General features: G+C 57.3%; 23 protein-coding genes, 1 tRNA gene and 2 pseudogenes. 13 read left to right on the top strand and 13 right to left on the bottom strand.

The features are described 5' to 3' along the window. Positions 1–124: 124 nt before the first annotated feature. Positions 125–1,027 carry a LysR substrate-binding domain-containing protein gene (locus ABD982_RS10215; RefSeq protein ID WP_345447207.1) on the top strand — a complete coding sequence of 301 codons (903 nt, stop codon included), beginning with the start codon at positions 125–127 and terminating at the stop codon, positions 1,025–1,027. 76 nt (positions 1,028–1,103) lie between these two features. On the opposite strand, the gene ABD982_RS10210 is transcribed toward ABD982_RS10215, so the two are convergent. Together ABD982_RS10210 and ABD982_RS10205 are read right to left on the bottom strand one after the other, a co-directional pair. Next, a complete protein-coding gene (locus tag ABD982_RS10210; RefSeq protein WP_345447204.1) occupies positions 1,104–1,829 on the bottom strand; it encodes a CDP-alcohol phosphatidyltransferase family protein in 726 nt (241 codons plus the stop codon). A 544-nt stretch (positions 1,830–2,373) separates the two neighbouring features. Further along, positions 2,374–3,315: a sugar-binding transcriptional regulator gene (locus ABD982_RS10205; protein WP_345447201.1), complete on the bottom strand. Its 942-nt coding sequence runs from the start codon at positions 3,313–3,315 to the stop codon at positions 2,374–2,376. Positions 3,316–3,427: 112 nt separating this feature from the next. Between ABD982_RS10205 and ABD982_RS10200 the strand changes: the two genes are divergently transcribed. From ABD982_RS10200 to glpK, 3 genes are all read left to right on the top strand, one after another. Next, positions 3,428–5,170: a glycerol-3-phosphate dehydrogenase/oxidase gene (locus ABD982_RS10200; RefSeq protein ID WP_345447198.1), complete on the top strand. Its 1,743-nt coding sequence runs from the start codon at positions 3,428–3,430 to the stop codon at positions 5,168–5,170. Positions 5,171–5,266: 96 nt separating this feature from the next. Continuing rightward, positions 5,267–6,076 carry an MIP/aquaporin family protein gene (locus tag ABD982_RS10195; protein WP_345447195.1) on the top strand — a complete coding sequence of 270 codons (810 nt, stop codon included), beginning with the start codon at positions 5,267–5,269 and terminating at the stop codon, positions 6,074–6,076. A gap of 109 nt (positions 6,077–6,185) precedes the next feature. After that, a complete protein-coding gene (gene glpK, locus ABD982_RS10190) occupies positions 6,186–7,745 on the top strand; it encodes a glycerol kinase GlpK (RefSeq protein WP_345447192.1) in 1,560 nt (519 codons plus the stop codon). A 73-nt stretch (positions 7,746–7,818) separates the two neighbouring features. Here the strand turns inward: glpK and ABD982_RS10185 are convergent, their stop codons facing one another. Both ABD982_RS10185 and ABD982_RS10180 read right to left on the bottom strand, forming a co-directional pair. After that, positions 7,819–9,021 (bottom strand): class I SAM-dependent methyltransferase, encoded by a 1,203-nt coding sequence (locus tag ABD982_RS10185; RefSeq protein WP_345447189.1) that lies wholly within the window; start codon positions 9,019–9,021, stop codon positions 7,819–7,821. A gap of 13 nt (positions 9,022–9,034) precedes the next feature. Further along, positions 9,035–9,454: an arsenate-mycothiol transferase ArsC gene (locus ABD982_RS10180; protein WP_251379755.1), complete on the bottom strand. Its 420-nt coding sequence runs from the start codon at positions 9,452–9,454 to the stop codon at positions 9,035–9,037. A 139-nt stretch (positions 9,455–9,593) separates the two neighbouring features. Between ABD982_RS10180 and ABD982_RS10175 the strand changes: the two genes are divergently transcribed. The 4 genes from ABD982_RS10175 to ABD982_RS10160 are packed head-to-tail and all read left to right on the top strand — an operon-like array spanning position 9,594 to position 12,853. Next, positions 9,594–10,124 (top strand): methylated-DNA--[protein]-cysteine S-methyltransferase, encoded by a 531-nt coding sequence (locus ABD982_RS10175; protein WP_345447185.1) that lies wholly within the window; start codon positions 9,594–9,596, stop codon positions 10,122–10,124. Beyond that, the gene (locus tag ABD982_RS10170; protein ID WP_345447182.1) at positions 10,124–10,855 is read left to right on the top strand and encodes an alpha-ketoglutarate-dependent dioxygenase AlkB family protein; all 732 of its coding nucleotides are present in this window, start codon (positions 10,124–10,126) and stop codon (positions 10,853–10,855) included. The genes ABD982_RS10175 and ABD982_RS10170 overlap by 1 nt, the downstream gene beginning before the upstream one ends. Before the next feature lie 30 nt (positions 10,856–10,885). Next, positions 10,886–11,563, top strand: coding sequence for a DNA-3-methyladenine glycosylase I (locus ABD982_RS10165; RefSeq protein ID WP_345447180.1), 678 nt, complete (start codon positions 10,886–10,888; stop codon positions 11,561–11,563). 27 nt (positions 11,564–11,590) lie between these two features. Further along, positions 11,591–12,853 (top strand): Mbeg1-like protein, encoded by a 1,263-nt coding sequence (locus ABD982_RS10160; RefSeq protein WP_345447177.1) that lies wholly within the window; start codon positions 11,591–11,593, stop codon positions 12,851–12,853. A gap of 82 nt (positions 12,854–12,935) precedes the next feature. On the opposite strand, the gene ABD982_RS10155 is transcribed toward ABD982_RS10160, so the two are convergent. The 3 genes from ABD982_RS10155 to ABD982_RS10145 all read right to left on the bottom strand — a co-directional run bounded on the left by ABD982_RS10155 (position 12,936) and on the right by ABD982_RS10145 (position 16,792). Further along, on the bottom strand, positions 12,936–14,225 hold the full coding sequence (locus ABD982_RS10155) for a cytochrome P450 (protein WP_345447174.1): 1,290 nt from the start codon (positions 14,223–14,225) through the stop codon (positions 12,936–12,938). A gap of 99 nt (positions 14,226–14,324) precedes the next feature. Beyond that, entirely contained in the window at positions 14,325–14,966 is a 642-nt protein-coding gene (locus tag ABD982_RS10150) for a class I SAM-dependent methyltransferase (protein ID WP_345447171.1), read from the bottom strand. Positions 14,967–15,136: 170 nt separating this feature from the next. Beyond that, positions 15,137–16,792: an L-lactate permease gene (locus ABD982_RS10145; RefSeq protein ID WP_345447168.1), complete on the bottom strand. Its 1,656-nt coding sequence runs from the start codon at positions 16,790–16,792 to the stop codon at positions 15,137–15,139. Between the two features lie 514 nt (positions 16,793–17,306). On the opposite strand from ABD982_RS10145, the gene ABD982_RS10140 reads away from it, so the two are divergent. After that, entirely contained in the window at positions 17,307–19,799 is a 2,493-nt protein-coding gene (locus ABD982_RS10140) for an ExeM/NucH family extracellular endonuclease (protein ID WP_345447165.1), read from the top strand. A 78-nt stretch (positions 19,800–19,877) separates the two neighbouring features. Here the strand turns inward: ABD982_RS10140 and ABD982_RS10135 are convergent, their stop codons facing one another. Next, entirely contained in the window at positions 19,878–20,342 is a 465-nt protein-coding gene (locus ABD982_RS10135) for a hypothetical protein (protein WP_251379745.1), read from the bottom strand. 191 nt (positions 20,343–20,533) lie between these two features. Further along, positions 20,534–21,367: a glycoside hydrolase family 16 protein gene (locus ABD982_RS10130; RefSeq protein WP_345447161.1), complete on the bottom strand. Its 834-nt coding sequence runs from the start codon at positions 21,365–21,367 to the stop codon at positions 20,534–20,536. 249 nt (positions 21,368–21,616) lie between these two features. On the opposite strand from ABD982_RS10130, the gene ABD982_RS10125 reads away from it, so the two are divergent. After that, positions 21,617–21,787, top strand: a complete 171-nt coding sequence (locus tag ABD982_RS10125; protein WP_345447159.1) for an SIP domain-containing protein — start codon at positions 21,617–21,619, stop codon at positions 21,785–21,787. 10 nt (positions 21,788–21,797) lie between these two features. On the opposite strand, the gene ABD982_RS10120 is transcribed toward ABD982_RS10125, so the two are convergent. Next, positions 21,798–22,280 carry a MarR family winged helix-turn-helix transcriptional regulator gene (locus ABD982_RS10120; protein ID WP_345447156.1) on the bottom strand — a complete coding sequence of 161 codons (483 nt, stop codon included), beginning with the start codon at positions 22,278–22,280 and terminating at the stop codon, positions 21,798–21,800. A 63-nt stretch (positions 22,281–22,343) separates the two neighbouring features. On the opposite strand from ABD982_RS10120, the gene ABD982_RS10115 reads away from it, so the two are divergent. From ABD982_RS10115 to ABD982_RS10105, 3 genes are all read left to right on the top strand, one after another. Then, positions 22,344–22,577, top strand: coding sequence for a hypothetical protein (locus ABD982_RS10115; protein ID WP_345447153.1), 234 nt, complete (start codon positions 22,344–22,346; stop codon positions 22,575–22,577). A gap of 29 nt (positions 22,578–22,606) precedes the next feature. After that, positions 22,607–23,470, top strand: coding sequence for an SDR family oxidoreductase (locus tag ABD982_RS10110; RefSeq protein WP_345447150.1), 864 nt, complete (start codon positions 22,607–22,609; stop codon positions 23,468–23,470). A gap of 241 nt (positions 23,471–23,711) precedes the next feature. Beyond that, positions 23,712–24,014, top strand: coding sequence for a putative quinol monooxygenase (locus ABD982_RS10105; RefSeq protein WP_345447148.1), 303 nt, complete (start codon positions 23,712–23,714; stop codon positions 24,012–24,014). Here the strand turns inward: ABD982_RS10105 and ABD982_RS10100 are convergent. The 3 genes and pseudogenes from ABD982_RS10100 to ABD982_RS10090 all read right to left on the bottom strand — a co-directional run. Beyond that, positions 24,011–25,263 (bottom strand): annotated as a pseudogene (locus ABD982_RS10100) (excinuclease ABC subunit UvrA); the annotation flags it as partial. The gene ABD982_RS10105 and the pseudogene ABD982_RS10100 overlap by 4 nt on opposite strands. Positions 25,264–25,332: 69 nt before the next feature. Next, positions 25,333–25,464: pseudogene (locus ABD982_RS10095) on the bottom strand (helix-turn-helix transcriptional regulator); the annotation flags it as partial. Positions 25,465–25,589: 125 nt separating this feature from the next. Further along, positions 25,590–25,663: transfer RNA gene (locus ABD982_RS10090), tRNA-Pro, on the bottom strand. Positions 25,664–25,734: the final 71 nt, after the last annotated feature.

The raw sequence follows: 25,734 nt of genomic DNA, 5'->3' as shown, positions 1-25,734 counted from the left end.
CTTGGCACTTGTTACCCATTTCACCATGTTTAGGTCAGTAAAACACTATTAGAAAAAGTGAATCTTCTTGATGTATTTGGTTTAGATTTGCTAAATTGTAATGACACTATAAGGAGGGCTTCCCATGTATGATTTGCGCCGTCTCGCCATGCTGCTTGAAATTCACGAGCGTGGGACACTGGCCGCAGCCGCTAAGGCACTGCACCTCACCTCATCAGCAGTCTCGCAGCAGCTCTCCACTCTTGAAAAAGAGGTGGGCGCTCCCCTGCTGCGCAAGGTGGGCAGGCACGTTGAGCTGACTACTGAGGCGCTGATTTTGGCGGAAAGCACCCGCAATGTGCTCTCAGAGTTGGACGCCGCTCGCACCCGTATTTCCCTTTTGGAGGGCATCCCTGCCGGGCAGGTGCGCCTAGCGATCTTTCAGTCTGCAGCGCAGGCTCTGCTCCCCGGGGCGCTAAAATACCTGGCAGAAGACGCGCCCCAGGTGGAACTTCACGCGGTGCAGATTAACCCTGAGACCGGCCTCATTCTGACGCGTAGCCGCGAGTTCGACATGGTGATTTCAGAGTCCTACCCCCACCGCTTCATCCCCGAGCATGCGGAGCTCACTTCTGAGCTGCTGACCCATGACACCCTTCATTTGGTGGTTGCGGCTGATTCTGGGGTGGAAGACCTAGCTGGTGCCGCTCACCTGCCTTGGGTTTTTGAAGGTGAGCACAACACCTCCCGGGTGTGGGCCATCGACCAGTGCAGGGCAGCAGGGTTTGAGCCTCAGGTTCGCTACGTGATTGACGATCTGGGCACCCACCTGCAACTGGCAGCGGCGGGGGCTGCCGCCGTCCTACCGGGCTTTGCCCTGGCGAACCTGGCTCGAAGTGCTGAAGCAGATTCTGTGAAAGTGATCCCCCTGCCCGGGGAGCCCAAACGCAAGATTTTTGTGACCGTGCGATCCGAGAGCGCAGAGCAACCGGCCATTAAAGCAGTCAAAGAGGCTTTGCGGCACGCGGTGGATAGCGCTCCCCGCTAAGCACAAACCCTGAAGCGCGTGGTTAGCCCTCCAGCAGCACCGTCTCTTCAACGTCAGCGGTCATGCCCTTCGGGTACTACTGGTGCTGGTCAGTGCCGGCAATGGTACGCCAAGCACAGGTGAGGGCGAACCAGCCACCCGTTACCCAGAACGCAATCAGAGCCCAGAGCGGACGCTCGGGTGCTAGTGCAACCAAGTAGGCGGTGGCAGCAAGCCAGAGGGTAATGGCAGCGATATTGACCGCCATAAACCTCTTCACCCTAAAGGGGTGGGTGTAGTAGGTAGGAGTCAGAGTAAGCACCGCTAGTACCAGCACAGCGATGACGTTGAAGAGGGCACCGGTACCCATCACGTACATGAAGACCGCCACAATATTCCAGGCAGCGGGGAAACCCACGAAGTAGTAATCACTGGACTTCCAGTGTTGGTTAGCGTAGCAGAACATGGAGGACACCAGAATCAGAATGACCAGTGCTAAGGCCAGAGGCTTTGGCCCCAGAGGTAACGCTAGGTACATGAAGAGGGCTGGAATGAAGGTCCAGGTCAGATAGTCAACGGCGATGTCAACAATTCCCCCGTCGAACCAGGGCAGCACTTCTTTGACGCGGGCTTTTCGTGCCATGGTGCCATCGACGGAGTCCACGACCAGGGCGACGCCGAGCCAGAGCCACATGGCGGTGTAGTCACCTTCAATGAGAGCGAGGGTTGCCAGGGTTGCCCAGGCTAGCCCTGAGAGGGTGAAGGCATGGACGAACCAGGCGGCGGCGCGCTGAGGAGATGTACTCTGGGGTGCTAAAGGCACGGAGGTCCTTTCGTATGCGGCTTATTTAGACGCAGGATTCAAGGGGTAAGTTACTACTCTAGCCTTTTAGCGGTACAAGGGTTGGTTTACTGCGGTTTTTAGCTGATGCACACCTTCACGATTGGCAGAGGTCTCCCCCACTAGGGATGGCAGTTCAGAAGAGCCAGAGCTAACTTGCATTTCAAGGAGGCTTATTCAAAAGTTCCACCAGCCCCATAAAACACCAACCACCGCACCACACCAAACACCCGCGCATACGGGCCCAGCAGCAGCCGGAAAGCCGTGGGCACAACACGCCACGTCTTACCCTGTGCAATCATTCGTTCGATTATCGCCCTGCGTTAATGGATGAACGTGTTGACCGCCTTTATATCCGATGGGGTTGTAAGTAGCGTGGTGAATTGCTTGGCTTTTTGCCCGGTGGTGCTCTGGTGTAGCAACGCTCTTTCTAGTCTGGCTTGAGGTTATTTCTGGAGCTTTTGCGCAGTACGAGGATCTAATTACGTACTACTGTCAAGTAAGCCATTTACAGCCCACCTAAGCGCTAGAGCAATAACTCAGCCAGGTCGCTGCCCACCACGAGGTCGGTGATGACACCGGTTTTTAGTGCCCCGCGCAGGGCAGCGGCGCGGTGAGTGCCCGCCGCTACACAGACCCGTCTGCCCACCTTCACCAGTTCAGCCGGGGTTGGCCCGGTCGCCCGGCGATTAACGTCCAAGTCAGCCCAGGTGCCGTTTTCCCTAATCATGACCGTGCAAATATCACCAGCGATACCCTCCGATCGCATGGACGCCAGTTGCTCCCCATCAAAGTAGCCACCGACATAGACGTGGGAGGGGATAGAGCCACCAAAGGCACCCACCCCAAAGAGCGCCACATCAGCAGACCGTTGCACCGCCAGCACACCGCGCACACTGCGCTCTCGCCACATCGCCGCCTTGGTCTCGGCAAAGTCAAAGAAAGCCGGCACGGGGAAGTGCACCATGCGGGCGTTATAGGCAGACGCCACCTGACCCAAAATTGCCCCCGAATACGGGATGCCGGTGTGGTGGGCATTGCCCGCCCCGTTGAGCTGCACCACGGTGACATCGTTCAGCGGACGCTTGGGCAAAAAGTGTGCCACCTCCGTCACGGTAGAGCCCCAGGCAACGCCCAGCACGGTGCCATGGTGTACCAGTGAATCCAAGAGCTTAGCGCCTGCTGCTGCTACGCTGCGCATGCGCACCGTCTCGCTGGCTCCGGCTGGCACCTGAGCCACGTGGACGCGAACCCGGTACAGGTCGGCTAGCCGGTTCGCCAAAGGCTCCTTGGGTCGTAGCTCCTCATTGAGCCGAATAGTCACTACACCGCTTTCACGCGCATTCTGCAGAAGCCTGGACACAGTAGGCCGGGAAACCCCCAACCTGGCAGAGATTGCTGCCATGGTTAGGTGTTCAACGTAGTAGAGGTGCGCGGCGTCAAACATCAAATTTTTACTTTTGCTCATCACTTTCCCATTCTAAGTGAAATTTTGCTCAAACATTTTGCAGTTTTTTACACTTGGCAGTTCAAATGGTAACAGACTTCACACCCATCGTATTTTTTTCTGGAGAGCCATTATGAGCGCAACATTCACCGCTAAATCCCATCTCACCGCCGCCTCCCGCACCGCCGCCCTTGAGGCCATGACCGACGATGCTGGAGTCGATATTCTCGTCATCGGCGGTGGTGTCACCGGTGCAGGTATCGCTCTGGACGCCGCCACCCGTGGCCTGCGCACCGCAATCGTGGATGCTGGTGACTGGGCTATGGGCACCTCCGCCTGGTCCTCTAAACTAGTGCACGGCGGTCTGCGTTACCTCTACAACCTAGATTTCAAGCTCGTTTCTGAGGCGCTTAAAGAACGTGGCCTACTGCTCGAGCGCACCGCTCCCCACCTCGTCAAGGCACAGCCCTTCCTCTGGCCCCTCAAGCTACCCCTCATTGAGCGTGCCTACTCAGCAGTAGGCATCGGCATGTACGACACCCTGGCTTTCGCTGGTGCAGGCGGCCGCAAGACCGTGCCCGCCCAGCAGCACTTCACCAAGTCCGGCACCAAAAAGGTCTTCCCCGGCATCAAGGATTCCGCTTTCTCTGGCGCCATCCAGTTCTACGATGCCCGCGTGGACGACGCCCGCCTGGTGATTGACCTGGTCCGCACCGCCGCCGGCTACGGCGCACTAGCAGCCACTCGCACCAAGCTCACCGGCGTCGATAAGGACGCTAGCGGTAGGGTCATCGGCGCCAAAATTCTAGATCTTGAGACCGGCACCGAAAAGACCGTCAAAGCCAAGCACATCATTAACGCAACCGGCGTATGGACCGAAGAAACCGAAGCTCTAGCCACCCAGGACGCCGGGCTCAAGGTACTTGCCTCCAAGGGCGTGCACATCACCGTGCCCCGCGACCGTATTAAAGCAACCAGCGGCATCTTCACCAAGACCGAAAAGTCCGTTCTCTTCATCATCCCCTGGCAGCGCTACTGGATCATCGGCACCACCGACACCCCCTACACCCAGCAGGATCGCCTCAACCCCGTGGCAACCCGCGCGGACATCGATTACGTGCTCATGCAGGCCAACAAGCTCATTGCCGATGAGCTAACCCATGACGACGTTATCAGTACCTTCGCTGGTCTACGCCCGTTGCTGCAGCCAGTGCTCAAGGACGGTTCAGATAAGTCATCTACCAAGGTCTCCCGCGAGCACACCGTCACCCAGATTGCTCCGGGCATGAGCGCCATTGCCGGCGGTAAGCTCACCACCTACCGCGTCATGGCAGAGGACGCTGTGGACTTCGCCCTGGGTGAGCGCGCTAAGACCCTGCCTTCGGTTACCGAGAGGATCAAGCTGGTCGGTGCAGAAGGCTACGAAGTTCTTGCATCCCGTGCTGAGGCCCTGGCTGCAGAAAACGGTTGGGATACTGCCCGCACCGAGCACCTGCTCGAACGCTACGGCGCTGAACTGACCGACATCATCGCTCAGATTGAAAAGGACCCCTCACTGGGTGTTCCTCTGGCTGCCGCACCCCAGTTCCTACGTGCTGACGTCCTGCAGGCTGTGCGCGCAGAAGGTGCCCTACACCTGGAAGACGTGCTCATCCGCCGCGTCCGCCTAGACCTTGAAGCTAAGGACCGTGGCCTGGCTGCTGCCGAAGAGATTATCTCAATCATGGCACCAGAACTGGGCTGGGACGAGGCAACTCAGCAACGCGAACTAGCCACCTACCGCAAGCGCGTCGAGGCTATTGCGGCAGCTTCAACTGAAACGTCCGATGAACGGGCAACCGATCATCTGATCAATGTCCCCACGATCGTAGGCTAACCAGCAACGCTGGCGCCTTCAACCCACCAAAATCCAACCATAATTTGTGGAACGTCCACCGGACGTTTTCTTCACACCGATGTGAAAGAGGTCTCTATGAGCTCACTATTAGCAACTGGCACTGAAGCCAGCGTGCAGGCAAGTGCCCTCGTCAATGCTGACGGCACCGCCACCCTCCTAGGTGCATTTGCATCAGAAACCCTGGGCACATTCATCCTGCTTCTTCTGGGTGCAGGCGTTGTGGCAGCAGTGAGTTTACCTAAGTCTGGTGCTAAGGGCGCTGACTGGATCAACATCGCTTTCGGCTGGGGCTTCGCTGTTTTTGCTGCAGTCTACGTTTCAGGTCCCTCCGGTGCTCACCTCAACCCCGCCGTCACGGTGGGCCAGATGGTTGCCGGGAACGATTTTGCACCCGGTATCGCACCAAGTTTCACCGCCATGCTGGTCTACTTTGCCGGCCAGTTCCTCGGTGCCTTCTTGGGAGCCTGGGGCGCCTACCTAGCCTTCAAAAAGCACTTCGATATTGTTGAACCCGGTGTCTCCCGCGGCGTCTTCTGCACCGCACCCGCTATTCGCTCCTACGGTTGGAACATCCTCACCGAAGCTATTGGTACCTTCGTGCTGGTAGGTTTCGTCGTTGCTTCCGGCCAGACCCCCTCAGGCCTTGGCCCGCTGGCTGTTGCTATTATCGTTGTGTCTATCGGTCTCTCCCTCGGTACCCCCACCGGCTATGCCATCAACCCTGCCCGTGACCTTGGTCCGCGTATTGCCCACGCACTGATGCCCATCAAGAACAAGTCAGCTTCAGACTGGTCCTACTCTTGGGTACCCGTCGTCGGCCCCCTCCTGGGCGCAACTGCTGCTGCCCTTATCGTTCCCGCGATTCTTGCCATCGCAGGCGCATAACCTCTCCCCATATATAGAGCGGCAGGACGCCGCGGCTCACCCCACTACCGGTAGCTACCTACCCGGCGTCCTGCCTCACCCACCCACCCATACACAAGGAAGTGTCACCATGACTAAGACCGAACTGCCCGAGCGTAAGAAGTACATTCTTTCCATCGACCAGGGCACCACCAGCTCACGCGCCATCCTCTTCACCAAGGCTGGCGAAATCAAATCAGTGGGCCAGCTAGAGCACGAACAGATTTTCCCTAAGGCAGGCTGGGTTGAGCATGACCCCCTCGAAATCTGGAAGAACGTGCGCCAGGCTGTCGGTGAGTGCTTGACTAAAGCTGAGGTCAACCACCACGAAATCGCTGCCGTTGGTATCACCAACCAGCGCGAAACCGCCGTGGTCTGGGACAAGACCACCGGCAAACCCATCTACAACGCCATCGTCTGGCAGGACACCCGCACCCAGAAAATCTGTGACGAGCTGGGCGGCGAAGAGGGCGCAGGTAAATACCACGACATCGTAGGTCTGAACCTCGCCACCTACTTCTCAGGCCCCAAAATCAAGTGGATTCTGGATAACGTAGAGGGTGCCCGCGAAAAGGCAGAAGCCGGCGACCTACTCTTCGGCAACACCGATACTTGGGTGCTCTGGAACATCACTGGCGGCGTGAAAGGCGGCGTGCACGTTACCGACGTCACCAACGCCTCCCGTACCCTGCTCATGAATATCAAGACTCTGGAGTGGGACGAGTCCATCGCTGCTGACATGAGCATCCCCATGAGCATGCTGCCCGAGATTAAGTCCTCTTCAGAGGTGTACGGCTACGGCCGCAAGAAGGGCCTACTCAATGGCACGCCCATCGCCGGCATCCTAGGCGACCAGCAGGCAGCGACCTTCGGTCAGGCCTGCTTCGAAAAGGGCATGGCGAAAAACACCTACGGCACCGGTAACTTCATGCTCATGAACACCGGCACCGAACCCGTGATTTCAGAAAACGGTCTGCTCACCACCGTTGCCTACAAGCTGGGCGACGCTGACCCGGTCTATGCCCTCGAAGGTTCAGTTGCAGTCTCCGGCTCCCTGATTCAGTGGCTACGCGATAACCTCCACATGATCGACAACGCTGCAGAGTCAGAAGAACTGGCAACCAGCGTAGAGAACACGGGCGGCGCCTACGTCGTTCCTGCCTTCTCTGGTCTCTTCGCACCCCACTGGCGCTCGGATGCCCGCGGTGTCATCGTTGGCCTTACCCGCTATGTCAACCGGGCCCACATCGTCCGCGCAGCCTTGGAGGCAACTGCCTTCCAGACTCGCGAGGTGCTGGATGCTATGAACGCTGACGCAGAGGCAGCCGGCACCAAGGTTTCCCTCGGAGAAGTGCGCGTGGACGGCGGCATGACCGCCAACGAGTTCCTCATGCAATTCCAGGCAGACCTCCTTGGCGTACCCGTGATCCGCCCCAAGGTCATCGAGACCACCGCTCTCGGTGCAGCCTACGCCGCCGGTATCGCCGTTGGTTTCTGGGACGGCGAGCAGGATGTCATCGACAACTGGGCAGAAGACAAGCGCTGGGAACCTGCAATGGACCAGGACGAAGTCGAACGCCAGTACCGCCTCTGGAAGAAGGCTGTAGCCCGCACCCTCGAATGGGTCGATGAGGACGTTGAGCAGGACTAGTCTCCAGCTGAAATCCCCATAAAAGTACCCGCTGTCTGCACAGACAGCGGGTATTTTTATTCAGGTCGGAAGGCTAAAGGGGGTTGCAGGCGCTCAGCACCGTGAAAGTGCCATTGCGGCCCAGCTGCTCCACCTCCTCAAAACGGTCTTCTAGCTGGGCGCGGTAGCGCAGGTGCGAATTGTGCACCAAAAGCAAACGCCCGCCCGGGGCAAGGAGCCGGGTTGCGGCATCCAGCAGGGGACGCACCATGGTGGCATCTAGCCGGGTACCCTCGTGGAAGGGCGGGTTGAGTAGCAGCAGGTCAAAGCTACCCGGCGCTGAACCAGCTGCAGCATCGTCCCAGGTGACGGTGGCGGACTGCTCCCCTGTTCGGTAGGGAGCAAGGGTCTGCGTAGCCGAACGCACGGCGTCCGCATCCAGATCGGTCGCGGTGAGCACCAAAGGCTGGCCACGTTCTTGCGCTCGGTGCAGGAGTCGCAGGGATACCGAGCCGTTACCACAACCAAGGTCGAGGACGCGTAGCGCTGCACCATCAGCCGGACGGTCTAAAGTAGATAGGAGGTCGCAGGCAATATCTGCCAGATAAGAACCCCCACGGTCTTCACGTCCACCCGAGAAAACACCGCCCAGACCCTGCAAAGTGCCCGCCGGTATCTGGGTCTCTTCGGCAGTATGGGCCAGGACGCTCTGTCGGGGTACCCTTGCTAGCAGGGCACGGAACTTTCCCTGGCCGCGTCCAGCCCAGACCTCGCTAAAGCTTTGCTCTAGCACCGTGTTCATGGTGCGAGTCATGTGCTTGGTGTTGCCACCCAAGCAGAGCGAAAAATCGGTAGTAGTCTGCGCGCTGTGGCGGGCTAGAGCACGGCCCCAATCATCTAGGGCTGCCAAGGTTTTGGGGAGGCGCCCCAGGGCCAGGGTGGGCTTCAGCGAGCACTCCGCTAGAGCTGCTTCAAGGTCCAGAGCTTCGGTGTCCAGGCCGGCAACCACCAGCCGAGCTGCGGCATCTTTCCCCTGACCTTCGAGTAACCGGTGAGCCAGGACGCGCAAAGCGTAGGCCTGCTGGTAGGAGCGACAGCGCACCAGCACTCTGGGTGCAGTGCCAGATTCATCGAGAACCCTTGACAGGGCTTGTAGGGTCAGTGCCGCGCTACTGTCTTCTAGTACTACGATATCCCCAGCATCCACGCCGATGAGCTGCTGGTCAGCCTCCCTCAGAATCAGGCGGTCCAGAGCTTCAGCGCGTTCATCGGCTGCGTCTATGAGGTTCTTCATCATATCGATACTTCGCTTAGCTACAACAGGTGCCAAATTCCCCCGCCAGGTCATTGACGCGCTCGCGCAGGTCATCGCGCAGCTTGTCCATGCGGGCATCGCCCTTGGCTCCAAAGACTGAAGGGTCGATGATGTTCCAGCGCACATATTTGACGCCTTCGAGTTCGGGGGTAGCCGCGTCCCCCACCGTGACCACCACATCAGCTGAACGCTGCATGTCGTCGGTCAACTGGGTGGGTGTTTTGGAGGCCATGTCCGCTCCAATCTTCGCCAGGGAGGCAGCCGCCTGCCCGTTCACGGTATCAGCGGGGGTAAGGCCTGCTGAGATAGCGGTAAAGACGTGGGGGACGTCCAGGGTTGCCAGCGCGGCAGCCATCTGAGACTTGCCGCCGTTGGTGTTGCAAACAAAAAGTACGGTGGGGTGAGTATGTGCCATAGTGGCTAGTCTACGCGGTTGGGTTGCAGGGCGGGAGCCCACCGAATCGGCTCAGTCCGCCCAGGTTCTCCCTGCCCTGGAATTATCTGCTGGCTCAAAACGTAGACCGCTCTGCCATGTCACGTGTCACAATAGAGTTATGAGTGAAACTGACCTGGCCCGGCGTGTCTACGGTATCTTTGAGTCGCCTCTTGGAGGCATGTATCTGGTTGCTGAAAATGAAGCAATCACTGGTGCTTACTTTGAAGGTCAGGCGCACTTTCCCATGGCTCGTGATTTAGGCAAACGCAAAGACCTCACCGACCACCCGGTCTTGGAGCAGGCAGCCCGAGAACTCGCAGAATATTTCGCTGGCACCCGCACCGTCTTTGAGGTCGCTTTGCACCCCGAAGGCACTGACTTTCAGCTAGCGGTGTGGGAGCATCTCAAGGGCACCGCCTACGGTTACACCACCACCTACGGAGCTATTAGCAAGGTGGTGGGCCCGCATGCACCTGCGCAGGCGGTTGGCCAGGCAGTGGGCCGCAATAAGTGCTCCATCTTCATACCCTGCCACCGCGTTCTATCAGCTGATGGTAAGTTGACCGGTTACGCCGGTGGGCTGGACCGCAAAGAATTTCTGCTGGATTTTGAATCCCCTTCAGCGGAAGAAAAGGGTCAGCTCTTCTAGTGGTCGATGCTCTCTTCACCGACAGCCTCTTGCCCCGCCAGCCGCAGGAGCTGGCACCCGGCGTCATTCACCTGCCCGGCTGGCTCAGCGTTGAGCAGCAGGATTTTCTGGTTGCTCAGTTCCACCGCTGGGGTGCTGGCAGCATACCGCCCCATCACCCCGAAATTTACGGCAAGAAAATGTCGGTTAAGCTCACCTCCCTGGGCTGGCACTGGAGCAACTACAGCTACAGCCGGTCAGCACCAGAATTTGGCGGACGCGCACCAGCCTCGGTGCCAGATTGGCTAGTGGGGGTGGGTAGAAAGGCACTACAGGACGCCTATAGTAGCTCCCACGCCAGCTATTGGCCCCAGCTTTCCGAGCCTGAATTAGTAGCTTGGGCTGCTACTTACAGCCCAGATATGGCACTTATCAATTACTACGCACCGGGAACGTCCATGGGCATGCATCAGGATAAAGAGGAGCGTTCCAGCGCCCCGGTCGTCTCGCTTTCCATTGGCCAGACGGCGCTGTTCAGAGCGGGCAATACCGAAACAAAAACGAGGCCCTACCAAGATATTCTGCTTGCTTCCGGTGACCTTCTGGTCTTTGGCGGGCCCAGCCGTTTCATGTATCACGGGGTACCAAAACTTCTGGAGGGCACTACCCCATCCGGCTGCTTGCTACCGGAGGGGCGCATCAACATCACGCTGCGCGTCACTGGCCTGCACCCATCGGAGAAACAAGCTTAGAGTTTTCAAAGGGCAGAAGGAGAATGAAATATGAGCACACCGGGTAACGATGGGCTGGTTCGGCCAAACTGGGCTGAAGCCGATGAGCTGATGCGGCTCTACTACGATACCGAGTGGGGCATGCCGGTCACCGATGAGCGCGGTGTCTTTGAGCGGCTCTGTTTAGAGGGTTTCCAGGCAGGGCTCTCCTGGCGCACGATTCTTACGAAAAGAGATGCCTTCAGAGAACTTTTTTCCGGTTTTGAGCCCGAGCAGGTAGCAGCTCTCACTGATGAGGACGTAGAACGGTTAGCTAGCGACTCCAGAATCATTCGCCACCGGGGTAAGATTCGGGCAGCTAGATCCAATGCGAGAGCCACGCTCAGGTTACGCGACCTAACTTCTCTTCAAAAACCGGATGGCAGCAGTATTTCCTTACAGACCAGGACGCTGGCTAACGGCCTACAGGTAGGGCCAGGTTTGCCCTCCCTCATCTGGTCTTTTCAGCCCTCCAGCACGTATAAGCCCCACGCTGTTTCTGACATACCTACACACAGCGAAACTTCGACTCAACTGGCAAAGACCCTCAAACAGCAAGGGTTCACGTTCATAGGCCCTACCAGTGCTTTTGCCCTCATGGAGGCCATCGGCCTGGTCGATACCCACCTGCTGACCTCCCATAGACGCGGCTCATCAGAGCTGTGGGAACCGGGCGGGCAAGCACGTTAGACTGGTGTAAACCCCGAAAGGCTAAGAATGCACCTGCTGCAGTATGCGCAGAAAACCTTCGCTATCCCCCTAGACGAGCTGCCCTTGACCGAAGCCGATCTTTGTCTGCTCAACGAGCTAGCCTACCTCCCCTTGGACGATATCGCAGAGGACCATCGCGGCTTTGCCCGGGGCATCTCAGCAGCCCAGATTTATCAGGAGTTCGTCACCGACAGCACGCTACGGACCAACTGGTTTCTTGCGACCAACCAGCGTCTGCAACTGCTCAAGATGGTAGCCACTTCACCCCGTTTTGCTGCCCTACGTTTCTTCCATTACCGGGCACATTTAGACGCCACCGAGCAGGTTCAGTTTGCGGCGCTCACCCTGGTTGTCTCGGGGGTCTTCAGGCAGGTCGTGTTTCGAGGGACCGATGACTCCCTGATCGGGTGGAAAGAGGACTTTCATCTGGCAGCGCAGAAGGATATCCCCTCCCAGCTCTTAGCGGTCAATTATTTGGAAGATAACCTCAAGCAGGCTGCCTCCACCCCCATCTATGTGACCGGCCATTCTAAGGGCGGGCATCTTGCCGTGTTCGCTACTGCTGCCCAGCCGCAGGAGCTAGAAAGACGGGTGGAAAGCGTCCTCGCCTTTGATGCCCCCGGCTTCATCGAAGCTTTTCTGAAGAATCCGGGTTATCTGCGCCTGCTCCCCAAAATTAGGGACTTTATACCCGAGGACAGCATCGTGGGCCGGCTCATGTTCCGCAAAACTCAGCAAGAGGTGGTAGCAAGCGGCGGCATCGGGCTCATGCAACATTCCGTCTTTTTCTGGCAGATCGATGAGACAGGCACCTTTATACCCAAGGATGCCACCACCAGTGCCAGCGAGCGCGTGGCAAAGGTGACCGGTGAGTGGCTCACCCGGCATGCACCGGAGGATATCGAAAAGGTGGTGGATGCGTGTTTCGATCTTGCCATGGGTGAGGGTTATGGCAGCCTGCTCGATATTGGGATCAAGGTGCTCCCCTTTATCCAGCTCATGCGGGCCAAGACCGCGGAGCTTGAGCCGGAGACCGCTGAGCTGGTGAGCCGGTTAGCGGATGACTATATGCAACTGTGGAAGGAACAGAAGAAGGCTGAAAAGCAGCAGATTAAAGAGAGCCGGGCTGTACCGGCCTGGCTAGCAGCCCCACCTAAGTTCCCTCAAAAACTCCTGGTGCAGCAAGCAACAAAAACCGGTGTGCCACTGAGCTTACAGAAACTACTGGAACGAGACGCTGCACGGGCAAAGAAAAAGCCAGGTGCCTAGCGGGTTGCTAAGCACCTGGTCATTGACGACGCTCGGCGGTACCGATGCGTTCAAGGGTTTATCTTCCCGAGGGTTTACTCCCCTACGCGACGCTGACGCGTACGCCGGTACTGGGGCGGGTCAGCAGCTGGGTCATGCTGAAGGTGGTGTCATCGGCTTCCTGGGCGATGATCACGTTGTCAGCTGAGAGCGCTGCGATAGTAGAGGACAGAGCCGCCACGGCGATTTTCTCGCCGGGGCAACGGTGCCCGTCCTGTACGCTGCCGCCACCCTGGGGTAAAAACCCCTTGACCTGCTCGTAGTCCTCAATATCCAAGAAACGCTGGGGGTTGAACTCACTGGGGTTCTCCCAGACCTTGGGTGAAGTGTGGGTTCCCAGGATGTCCATGAGTACGCGCTGCCCCTTCTGAACGGGGCAGCCCGAGACCTCGGCGTCCTTAGTGACAAAGCCAGGTAGCATGGGCACGAAGGGGTAGACTCGTCGGGTTTCCTGGGCAAAGGCAGTGGCAATCGGCAGGTTGATGAGGCGGCCGCCGTTTTCTTCAACCTCAGCCTTCACCTTCTGCGCCCAATCTGGGTTCTGTACCAGAGCCACGGCAGCAAAAGCAGCGAAGCGAGAGACAGCCACGGTGGGGCGGGTCAGGTTTTGCAGCTCGATACCGGCTAACTTAGCGGAAACCAGCTCGCCGTTTTCATCGCGCAAATCAGCCATGTGTTGCACAACGGAGTCGGCGTCAACGGTGGTGGCACCTGAGCGCACACCCTCAATGAGCGCTTCAGCCCACTTATCCAGTTTCTTGCGGTCAATCCAGGCCAGAACGTTCTGCTTAACCTCACCGAAAGTATCTAGCAGGTGGCTCATCTGGGTGGCGCGCTTATTCAGTTCTTCATCGGATGCCGGTACGCCGGCCCAGCGGAAGGCTGCACGGCCGTAGGCTACGGCAACATCATCGTAGACGTTCCCTGGCTTAGTCTTCCAGCGCTCGATGACGGCCTTCATTTCTTCTTCTACGTACTCGCGGAAGGCATCTACTCGGGTGTCCTCGTAGGCCATGGCTACCATGGCTGCCTTGCGCACCTTGTGGGCTTCGCCATCCAGGGTGTGCACGGCGCCTTCACCAAAGAGAGGGCCCTGCACTAAGGAGGGCATAGCACCATCGCGTTTGATGATGCTCTCATCATAGAAGAAATCCACGGCGTCCTCACCGCGAATGATGGTTGCCTTGCCGCCCAGGGCATTGATGGTAACTGGGCAGTGCGAATCAGCCGGCAGGCCTGCCTTGCTGCGCTGACGGGAGGCAAAGAGATAGCCGTCTTTGAAAAAGGTAAGAAGCTGGTCTTTGAAGGGGTTTTGCTTAATGGTGATGCTCATACAAAAAGTCTACTTTCTTTTGCAGGTTTAGAGCGCACCCTCACCTTCGTGTTACTTGTGAGTAATTTGTCTTTGCAATTCAATTTAATCTTCAATTTTTTATAAAGTGCGACGAGCAACAATTAAACAGTCATCGATAGTTGCGGGGGTACCATCCGCGCTAAAAATGTCACGGGTGATGAGTTCAGCGCGCACCAGTCCCCAGCCCTCAGCGTCCAAACCTAGATTGCGCCGCTCGTCCTCGGGGGTAATAAAGTGATCGGGGATTTCCCCTTCGTACCAGCTAGGTGGCGACGCGTGGGAAATAAGCACCAGGTGACCGCCGGGCACTAATTGACCGGCAGCTTTCTTAACAATTTCATCCCGAGCTAAAAAGACCGGGGATTGAAAGAAACTCGCGGTAACCAGGTGGAAGGTTTCTGCCTCAGCAGGCTGCCAGTCTTGCGCGTTGTGCGCCCTAAAGTGAGCCCGTTCCACCAGCCCCCTAGCTTGAGCTTCTGCCCGGGCGCGCTCAACCGCTATATCAGAGATTTCAAACCCGGTGGCCTGCCATCCCTGCTCCGCCAACCAGAGGACGTCCCCACCTTCACCACATCCCAAATCAAGAGACCGGCCAGGTGGTAGCCCTGAAACAACAGCAGCCAGCGTCTGATTGACTTTCCCGGACCAGACTTGCTCTTTGGACGAGTACAGCCCGTTCCAAAATTCTAGAGGGTTTTCATGGGGGTCTACATCAAGCACGAGGTTTCCTTTCTGGGGTTTACTATCGGGTTCTAGCTTATCCCGCGCCATCCCCGCTCATCCCACTATTGAGAATAATTCGCAGTAGGCATACAAAAGAGGACGCCAGTCCCTTACCCCGCCCAAGCGAAGCCGGCACCGGCGTCCTCACATGTTCTTCTTTAGAAGTACTAGGCTGGCATGATCATCGAGAGCACGAAAACCCAGAGGCAGAGAATTGCAAGGAGAACCAAGGAGACTTTGATAGCTGCGTTAGTAATCTTTGATTCCTGCCCAGCCATGTTCACTGAAGCTGCCGCAATGGCAATAGACTGCGGCGAAACAATCTTCGCCATCACCCCACCGGCCGTATTAGCAGCCACCAGCAGCGAGGGGCTGGCGCCAATCTGGGAGGCAGTGGTCGCCTGAAGACCTGCAAAAAGAGTGTTGTTATTGACCACTGATCCGGTCACAAACACACCAATCCAACCGATGACAGGTGAGAGCAGCGGGAAAACGGAACCAACTGCTGCCAGCGCTAGCGCCAGAGCAGAGGACATGCCGCCGAAGTTCATGACATTAGCAACGGCCATCACCAGGCAGATCATGAGAATCGGTTTCCAGAGCTGCTTCCAGGCACCACCAAGTTCTTCGAAGGCGGCTTTCCAGCTGATGGTAGAGATCAGAATAGTTATCAGTGCCGCGAAGAGAATAGCTGTACCCGATGCCGCAAAGCTGTTCCAGTTCCAGACAGCCTTCATGGGGGTTTCTTGAGCAACAATTGGGGCGACCTGGGAGATAGCACCGTGCAGGTTGGGCATCTGAACGGGAACGGTTGTCCAGTTCAACAGACCTGCAGCGGTGGTATCGGTGGCGGGGCGTACGAGAGTCTTGATCGTGGGTGTGCTCCACAGCAGAATCATGGCGGAAAGGATAATGAAGGGGCTCCAGGCCTTGAAGATTCCAGTGAAGCTAAACCCGGCAGGGTTACTCCCCAACTCTTCGAGGCTGGGGGCACCGGGCTCACGGTAAATATGGGCAGGCTGCCACTTCATCATGATGAGAGCAAGAAGGACCAAGCCCAAGAGGTAGGGGATAATATTAGCCAGCTCAGGCCCCAGAGCTACCAGGACGCCAGACTGAACAGCCGAAACAACCACGCCCAGTCCCAGAGCAAGAAGACCGGTCTGCTTTAGGCCACGCAAACCGTCTAACATCACGACCAGAAGAACGGGGATAAAGGCAGAAATAATCTGCAGAACCCACACCATCATGCCATTAAGGTCGGCCTGGGGCACTCCTGAAACGGTTGAGCCGGTCAGCACAGGGATACCGATAGCACCATAGGCTCCGGAAGCCACGTTAGAGACCAGCGCGACCAGGCAAGCCTTGACCGGCTCAAAGCCTAGAGTTACCAGCAGGGCAGCACAAATCGCGATGGGGATACCAAAGCCTGCCGCCCCTTCGAGAAAACCGCCGAAGCAGAAGGCAATAAGGAGCACCTGAATACGCTGATCAGCTGAAATCGCTGAGACCGAGCCACGGATGATCTCAAAGTTACCGGCGCGTACGGTGATGCGGTAGAGCCAAACAGCCATGAGTACGATCCATCCAATGGGCCACATACCCGAGAGGAATCCGTAACCGATAGCAGAAAGGGAGGACGCCGCGGGCATGCCAAAAACAAAAATGGCTAGAAGCACCGCTGATGCTAGCGACACTAATGCTGCGTGGAGGCCTTTCATCTTGAGCACGGTAAGACCGAGCAAGAAAATAAGGATGGGAATGGAGGCTACGAGAGCTGAGAGAGCCTGATTATTCAGTGGGTCATAGACCTGCTGCCACATGTGGGTAGGTTTCCTTTTCTAGGAGCAACGTGTCGTTCTTGGGTAATAGCGTGTGTGCCTGGGGCACCTTCATCTCCTAAATTACCACTTATTCCAACACGAAATACGGATAAAACAACGCGTGCAGTCCCGCGATAATTGCTCTGAAATAAGAAGACTCAACGCCCCCTCTACTCCCATTCAGCTGACCCTCCGATATTTGTTCATCAACACAAGTCAGAGCCATATTTTAGGAATATCGCTCACCAATATGACCACCTTTTGGAGCTCTTGCACCCTAAGTCAATGTTCTTCGTCTCATTTCCAGGAGCAGATTCAGGTAGTCGGTAATGAAGACCAAAAGCAACACAAAACCATATCCGCGCTATTCTTCTCTAACCTAATATCCATCTAAGCTTCAGCTATACAAGCGTGTCTTGACCAGCCAAAGCAGTAAACTCAGTTTTATATCCTTCCGTTTACTAGAGCCTACCTCCTCACGGGCTCACCTCACTCACATATCAAGGAAACTCTGATGATCTCTCCCTCTAAGAAACACCTTTGGAAGGCACCAGCGCTGGCCGCATCTGCCTCCCTTATCATCAGTCCAATGATGGCTATACCCGCTTTCGCTGCGGAGACCACCAGTATCGCTGCCATCCAGGGTACCGGGGCTGCCAGCCCACTGGTCAACCAAACTGTCACCACCCGTGGTGTAGTAACCGCTGTCTACAACCAGGGTGACCTGAGAGGCTACTTTATTCAGACGCAGGGCACCGGAGCGGCAGGCACCACGGAAGGGGCTTCAGATGCGATTTTCATCTATTCACCCAATACCGTAGCTCAGGTCAGCCACGGCCAGTTCGTGGAGGTCACGGGCACCGTCTCAGAGTATTTTGGTCAAACTCAAATTACTGTAAATAGCGCAGCTCAGTTGCTCGTCCTAGCAGAATCTTTCTCACCGGTTACTCCGCTGGCTATCCCGCTGCCTGAGGACGAAACACAGCGTGAAGCACTGGAAGGTATGCTCCTGCAGCCCAACGGACCCATTACTGTCACCGATAACTACAACACCAACCGCTACGGTGAAATTGGGTTGGTCAACGGCACCCAGCCTCTGCGTACCGCCACCGATGTTGTAGCCCCGGGCGAAGCTGCTCTGGCCTATGAAGCCGAGAATGCTGCTAAGGCATTCGTTCTAGATGACGGAGCCACCACAGACTACACACGCAGTAATAAGGACACCCCCCTGCCCTACCTCAGCGCCAGTGACCCTTTGCGAGTCGGTGCGCAGGTGACCTTCAATAACCCTGTTGTGCTCTCATACTCACACCAGATGTGGCGCCTGCAGCCCACCAGCCGCGTTACCGGTGATACTGACCCGGCAGCACTACCGGCGTCCTGGTCCAATACCCGCTATGAGGCACCGATCCTGGGGAGCCGTCAAACTGCATCCAGCTTCAACGTGTTGAACTACTTCACCACCGTGGGTGATACTGTAGCGGGTTGCAAGTTCTTTACGGACCGAGAGAATAACCCCATCACGGTGAGCGGTAGTTGTGCGGTGCGCGGCGCTGCCACTCTTGCCAGCTTTGAGCGGCAAGAATCCAAGATTGTTAAGGCAATCAACAAGATCAATACCTCGGTGCTCTCTCTGGAAGAGATTGAGAACAGTCTAGCTACCGGCGGCACCGATAGGGACGCCGCCCTCAACGCCCTGGTCGCGGCTCTCAACGAAGACGCGGGTTACGAAAAATGGGCCGCTGTGCCATCCCCCTCCCAGATCCCAGCTTCAGAGGACGTCATCCGCACGGCCTTTATCTACCAGCCAGCTCAGGTCAGGACCGTCGGTGAATCGGTGATTTATGATAATCCCGCCTTCAGCAATGCCCGCCAGCCCCTGGCTCAGGCTTTCGCTCCCGTCAATTCTCAAGAGGACCACGGATCCGAGGTATTTGTAGCTATCGTCAACCACTTCAAATCAAAAGGCTCAGGTAGCGGTGAGAACGCTGATCAGAATGACGGTCAAGGCGCCTCCAACGCTTCACGTATGGCTCAAGCTGCTGCGCTGGTTGACTTCGCACACGGCCAACGCGAAGCCGTGGCTACCGACAACGTAATGCTTATGGGAGACTTCAACTCCTATACCGAGGAAGATCCTATGCAGGTTCTTTACGAGGCGGGTTACACCAACCTGGGTAAGAAGTTTAATGCTGGTAACACCTACCTATTCGACGGCAGAGTAGGCTCCATAGACCATATCCTGGCTTCACCAGAGCTCACCGAGAAGGTTGAATCAGCACAAGTGTGGAACATCAACTCGGTGGAGCCAATCGCCCACGAATACAGCCGCTACAACTACAACATCACCAATCTCTATGAAGAGAACGAGTTCCGCTCCTCGGACCACGATCCCCTCCTCGTAGAGATGAACATTTACCCGCATGATGCCATAATGTTCACCGACGTATCTGAGGGCGATCCTTTCTATCAAGAAATTGAGTGGATGGCTCAGCAGGGCATTACCACAGGCTGGATTGAAAGAGATGGCACCCATACCTTCCGCCCCAAGGAGGGTATACAGCGAGATGCTATGGCAGCCTACTTCTACCGTCTTGCTGGTTCACCCGATGTCCAGTTGCCGTCGCAGCCTTCTTTCTCCGATGTTCCCACCACCCACCCCTTCTACAAAGAAATCGAGTGGATGAAGACAGAAGGTCTCGCTAACGGTTGGTCTGATGGAACCTTCCGCCCCTCATCAGAAATCACCCGTGAAGCAACCGCGGCATTCTTCTATCGGTACGCAGGTAGTCCTGACTACCAGGTTCCAGCTCATTCTGGGTTTTCCGATATTAGCCCCTCCCATTACTTCTACAAAGAAATTACCTGGCTCCACTCAACAGGTATCACCAATGGATGGGTTGAAGCTGACGGCTCAAAGACTTACCGCCCCTACACCTCAGTCAGTCGTGAAGCAACCGCGGCCTTTATCTACCGCTACTCACACGAGGTAGAGAAGAAAGACTAGCGTAAATTAACTTGGTGCTAAGGGGGCAGACCTATTGGGGTCTGCCCTCTTAGTTTTGTCTGGTCAACAAAATTAAGGTCATAGTTTGACCCACATGCCGGGCTTATTATCATGAGCTGAAGCCAAATCTTCAAGTGTGCGCTTTAGGCTGGTGACTCTAATGCCGGGTAGAAAGACGGTGGTATCAGTAGGCATATGAAGCCTCCCGTGATGAACTTTTAGCCCCTGGGACCGCACTCTGTGTGCAATATAAAGGTGCACGTGCTCAGGGACGCTTTTCGTGGGCAAACCGTGGATAAGAGCAGCTGTTTGGTGGGAAAAAATTGCTCCCGGAAGTGTGTCGGCTAGCCCGATGATACGCGCCAGATACTGCTCTTCTTCGGTGAGCTGAGACCAATAACGAGTACGCATGTATTTGCCCCGCGTCAAGCGTTGATAAACGCCCCGCCCCAGTCTGGATTCAAAGGAATACCTACCACCCAGCTCCTCGAGAAGGTCTGTGTAATCAAGAATATTGTCTGAAATATCTTTGAGCTTAGTCATGACAGAAGATTAGCCAGTCTCAGCGAAGGCAGGGGCTGCATCGCTATCCTGTGGATTACGCGATGCTGCCCCTACCAGTGAGTGTACTGATGTTGTCAGCCGACTGGTGAAAAGAAGATGGCTTGATGACTAGCCCAAGCGAGTTATCAACAGTTCTTCTTCACCATCTGGGTTATAGCACGGTACGAAGTTTAGCCACGATAGGCTACTCCAGTCAGCGGAGTGGTTTCAAAGTTCCACAGGGTCACCTTGCGCACCCTGATCTCGCTCCGTAATGCAGTGCGAGACGTGGGGTAGCCTCCCCAGTTGCCTCCTGCCTGCAGACAGATACGCAGATCAAAGGGGGTACGAGCTGGGTAAGCAGCACCCCAGGCTTTAGGCCTATCAGCACGAGTGATACGGTGGATTTCTTTACGATCCAGATAAATGATGATTTCCTGATCGCTCTTGAACATCCCATAGGTGTGAAAAGTGGTGCTCAAGGGCTTTTCAGTGGCCGGGCTAAGTTTGCTGGAGTGACGGTAGTCAGCGGTTCTAGATAGCGTGCGGTTCTGAGTAAAGTGAACCGTTGAAGTGAACCCCTCAGCCCTTGAATGGCGGGTCTCGGCGCCCTCGTGACCAAAAGCCTCTGCGGGGTCGATCTCACCGCCGATGCCAGCTGCGAAGGGGCGAGACCAGATGCCGCTCCATACACCGGCACTAATGTGAGGAGCTGTAGGCAGCATTGCCTCCACCTCATAGGCTCCATAGGTAATACCGTAGGCCGGTTTGGTTGAAATCCAACCGGTATCCCACCAGCGTTGCGTGACAGGGTCACCGCTAAAGGTACGAGGGCTAGACCGCTTGCTCATGGCAACTACTAGCTCATTATTGCGGACGGAGACCTGGGTGCCGCGGATTACGCCTCGATCGTACGTGACGTAATCATCATGCTTCGCCCCCCAGACATTCCACACATTGGTGTTGATTCCGTTGCGGAAAGTGTCAACGTACACGGGTTTCAATGCGAGTACTGAAGATTTCATTGGAGTCCCCCTGAAAAGTTGGTCGGGTATCGAGAATGGCGAACCCAGCCCATATAATTTTGGCTAAACCGTTTCTTGACCAATGAGGCGCAAAAAAAGGCGCTCTCACTAGTTTATCTAGTGAGAGAGGCTTTGTCTGTCGCCCTTATTGACCTCTGTTCCAGTAAATATCCAACAGGGGTAGAAACTGAGAACCTGCGCCGGATCAGGGATTCTCGCGCAAGCACTTGAACCACAGGTGCGGACACCTTGTCGGACGACGCTCACCTTCTCATCAACGACCCGAGCTCCCTGCCCGCCGTGGCCACCACTATCGGCGCCATACCGGCCTCTCACACCATCACTGCCTACGATCAACTGCCGCATCCAGATGACGCCGTACTCCTCCAAGACCATCCCGGCCTCATCGTGCATGCGTAGCGCTCGTTCCCTATTCCGTGGGTGTGCCTGACTCCACGGCTGGCAAGGTGCGGTTCTCGGGGTCGAGTCGGAGGCCGAGCGCTTCAGTAATCTCGGCGAGCGAAGCCAGCTGCTCGGGGGTGAGGTGGTCGATGACCAGGGCGCGGGCGGTCGCGAAGTGCCCCGGCGCCGCGGCGATGACGCACTCGTTTCCCGCGGCCGTGAGCCGAACGTTGGTGGCACGCCGATCAGCCGGGCAGTCGAACCGCTCCACCAGGCCGCGTCCTTCTAGGCGCGAACAGACATGGGATAGGCGCGCGAGGGAGGCATTGGTGCCCTGGGCGAGAGCGGTCATCCGCAGCGTCGAGTCCGGGGCGAAACGCAACATCGATAGCACCATGAACTCGAAGTGGGTGAGATTCGAGTCGCGTTGCATCTGAGCGTCGAGAGCCGGTGGCAGCAACTCGATCACTCGGATGAGTCCACGCCATGCCCGGGACTCGAGCTCGTCCATACTTGGCATCTGGCAATCCATGCGAGCAGTCTAACCAACTTTGCTTGTTGCAACAAGTATGCAGTGTTATACTTGATGCTACAAGTAATCTTCTGGATCGGCGGCCCTACTCCCGTCATGGGAGGGTCCCGACGCTTCCACTCGCAGAATGGAACCGGCACGGTCATCGGCGCGCTCGAGGTCCTGGGCGCCATCGTGACCCACATTCGTCGCGAGGAGCCCCCGCTGTTCCCCGCCGTTCTCGGCGTGCTGGCCGTTGCCAGCGCAGTGCTCGGGTTCATCGTCCTCACCCATTAAGTCGTCAACAACTAACTAAGGAGAGTCCCATGTCGGATTCATTAATCGCCGTCACCGGCGCCACCGGTCACCTCGGCGGCCTCGTCGTCGACAAACTGCTCGAGTCCCGACCGGCGGCAAGCCTGGTCGCGATTGTGCGTGACCCGGCGAAAGCGCAGCCCCTAGCAGAGAAGGGTGTGCAGGTGCGCGTCGCCTCGTACGTAGACCGCGCCGCCCTGGAGTCAGCACTGACCGGCGTGGAGACGCTGCTGCTGGTCTCGGGTAGCGAGGTCGCCCAACTGGTACCGCAGCACGTCAACGTCATCGACGCCGCTCGGACCGCGGGAGTGGGTCGCGTCGTCTACACCAGCGCATCCAAGGCGACCACGAGCGAGCTTGTGCTCGCGCCCGAGCACAAGGCCACCGAGGAATACCTGACCGCGTCAGGACTGGACTACACGATCCTGCGCAACGGCTGGTACACCGAGAACTATCTGCCGCAGGTGGCAACCGCCCGCCAGACCGGAGCCGTTATCGCAGCGGTCGGCGACGGCCGCGTTGCGAGCGCCTCCCGGCGCGACTATGCCGATGGTGCCGCCGCCGTGCTGGTCGGTGAGGGTCATAGAGGCAAGGTGTACGAGTTCTCCGGAGACCAGGCGTTGGATTACGATGAGCTTGCGGCCACAATCGGGCAGATTATCGGGAAACCTGTTACTTATCAGCGCGTGGATGGGCCGACGCTTGTCGAGATGCTCGTCGGGACTGGGATGCCCGAGGAGGTCGCGCAGTTCATGGCGGCCCTGGATGCGAACATCGCCGATGGTCTCCTCGCGGGCACGACTGGCGAGCTTTCTACGCTCATCGGGCGACCCACCACCAGCCTCAAAGACGGACTCCTCGCAGCCCTGGTCTAAACCACCCAGCCAGCGCCCGTCGGCGTTCTATCGCCGGCGGGCGCTGCAACGAGCTTTTACAGCCGCTGATTCAACCACATACTCTTCTAGCGCATTTCGGATTTAATTGGAGCTTATCTCCACTTCTCCCGCTCCCTCCAGCGTGGCAGTGTCCGCAGTATGCAGTGACGCGCCTTACTGTGTCCCGTGATACGATCGTTTCCAAGGTCGCGACCCACGCGGCTCAGAAAGAGGTAACATCATGAGCGTAACAAAGGGACTGCTGGTCACATTGGAGGCCCTACCCGGTAAGGAAGACGAGGTCCAGGAATTCCTCGGCATCGGGCGAGGGCTCGTCGAGGAGGAACCGGCCACCGTCGCGTGGTTCGCGATCCGCCTTGGACCGTCCACATTTGGGATTTTCGACGTGTTCCCCGATGACGCCGGCCGCGACGCGCACCTGTCGGGCGCAGTAGCAACCGCTCTCGGAGAGCAAACCGGCAAACTGTTCAGCGAGCCCACAATCGAGAAGTTAGACGTCCTGGCTTCTAAGCTCCCCGCCTAAGACCACGAATTCGTCGAGTGTGTCGCTGTGCGATGTTCAAATCGCACAGCGACACGTTTATCCGCGACGTGCTCGCGTGTGCCAGCGGCAACCACGGTCCCGCCAGCGTCGCCCGCACCGGGCCCTAGATTGATTATATGGTTGGCCACTGCGATGACACGCATATCTTGCTCTGCCGCGACGACAGTATTACCTGTCTCGACGAGCGTCTGCAGAGGCGCGACCAGATGATCCGTGTCTGCGCAGTGAAAACCCGACGTCGGCTCGTTTACAACGTACAGCGTGTCCCCACGCTACAACTCGGTAGCCAGTTTAACGCGCTGCGCTCCCCCGAGAGCTCAGTTGCCGGTTGACCCTGTCGAAGGTCATCGAGTCCAACGTCTGACAAAGCGGCCGGGGACCGAGTGATCTCCTCATCCCCCACGAAGAAAAGGTTGCCCTCCTCTACGCTCATCGACAACACGTCCGCGACCGTACGCCCCCTCCACGTGACCTCGAGCGTTGACATCTTGTACCGGGTGCCGTGGCCGTCTGGGCATTCGGTACACGCTGAAGGCAGGAAGACGAGCTCCACCATCACCGATTCCTCACCCTCACAGGTTGGGCAGCGCCCGCCAGTGACATTGAAGGAGAATCGGCCAGGCTTATACCCGCGCAAACGAGCTTCCGGGGTGTCTGCAAATCGACGGCGGACGTGGTCGAATAGGTCCGGTGTAGGTGGCAACGTTCGACCGCGGTGTCCGACCGATGCGATCGCCAAGTAGCGAAGGAAGCGCCTGACTGACCAGACTCGACTTGCCGGTCCCCGACACTCCCGTACCGCTGTAGCTCACCACCAGACAGCGTCGGCGTCGTCCGACTCAGTGAAAGGTAGCCCAGCCCCAAATCGACCAGTGGACGAAGTGACTGCCACACCCCCGAGGCGAGCTCGACCGCAACAACACGCTTCTCAGGCGAGGGACGCACTGTTGTGGGTCGCACATCCGACGCGGAGGGCTGCGGGGACCCGCCACCAGCGATTCAATCGGCGCTTCGGGCTTCAGCCGTTTGCCATGACAGACCGGGCAGATCGCAGCAGTGAGGGACTGCGCGACGCGCCGCTTCATCGAGGCGCTCTTTGTGTTCGCGAACGTGTCCAGAATGTACCGACGAACGTGCCCGAGTAGCTCGGCTCCGCACCTGCTTCGATCGCAGCTTTAGACTCGGAGAGGGTGGGCCGGGAGTAGACCGGAACGAAGGGGGTCTCATCAGTGTAGAGAATCCAGTCCCGCACGTCGGAGACAGCGAACTTCAGGTGTTTGCCGAGGCGGTACGCGGGCGGGCCGAGGCCGCGGGTGCGCCAGTAGTAGATCGTTGAGACGGGGATGCCCAAATACGTGGCCAGCTCGCCGACATCAATCAGGGGCTCCAGGCCCCACGAGTTGTCTGCGGTTGTATGAAAGGTGTCCATGTTGGACAGGTGGTGAGCCTGCGCCGCAGCGGGACGGCGTGTTAAAAAGATGGGTTCGTGATGAACGGGTCAAACCTCGCCAACGAAAAAATCGCGGAAACCTTTAAGTTTCCGCGATTTCTTAGTCGGGTTGACAGGATTTGAACCTGCGACCCCTTGACCCCCAGTCAAGTGCGCTACCAAGCTGCGCCACAACCCGATTGTCTCTGTTTAGCCTTGCGGCTTCCCTGAGCACTCGTATTACTATACACAGTTTTTTCTGACTGTGCC

Source organism: Rothia endophytica (assembly GCF_039543885.1).
In the GTDB taxonomy this organism is placed as follows: Bacteria; Actinomycetota; Actinomycetes; order Actinomycetales; family Micrococcaceae; genus Rothia; species Rothia endophytica.
This window is presented reverse-complemented; position numbering and strand designations above follow the sequence as displayed.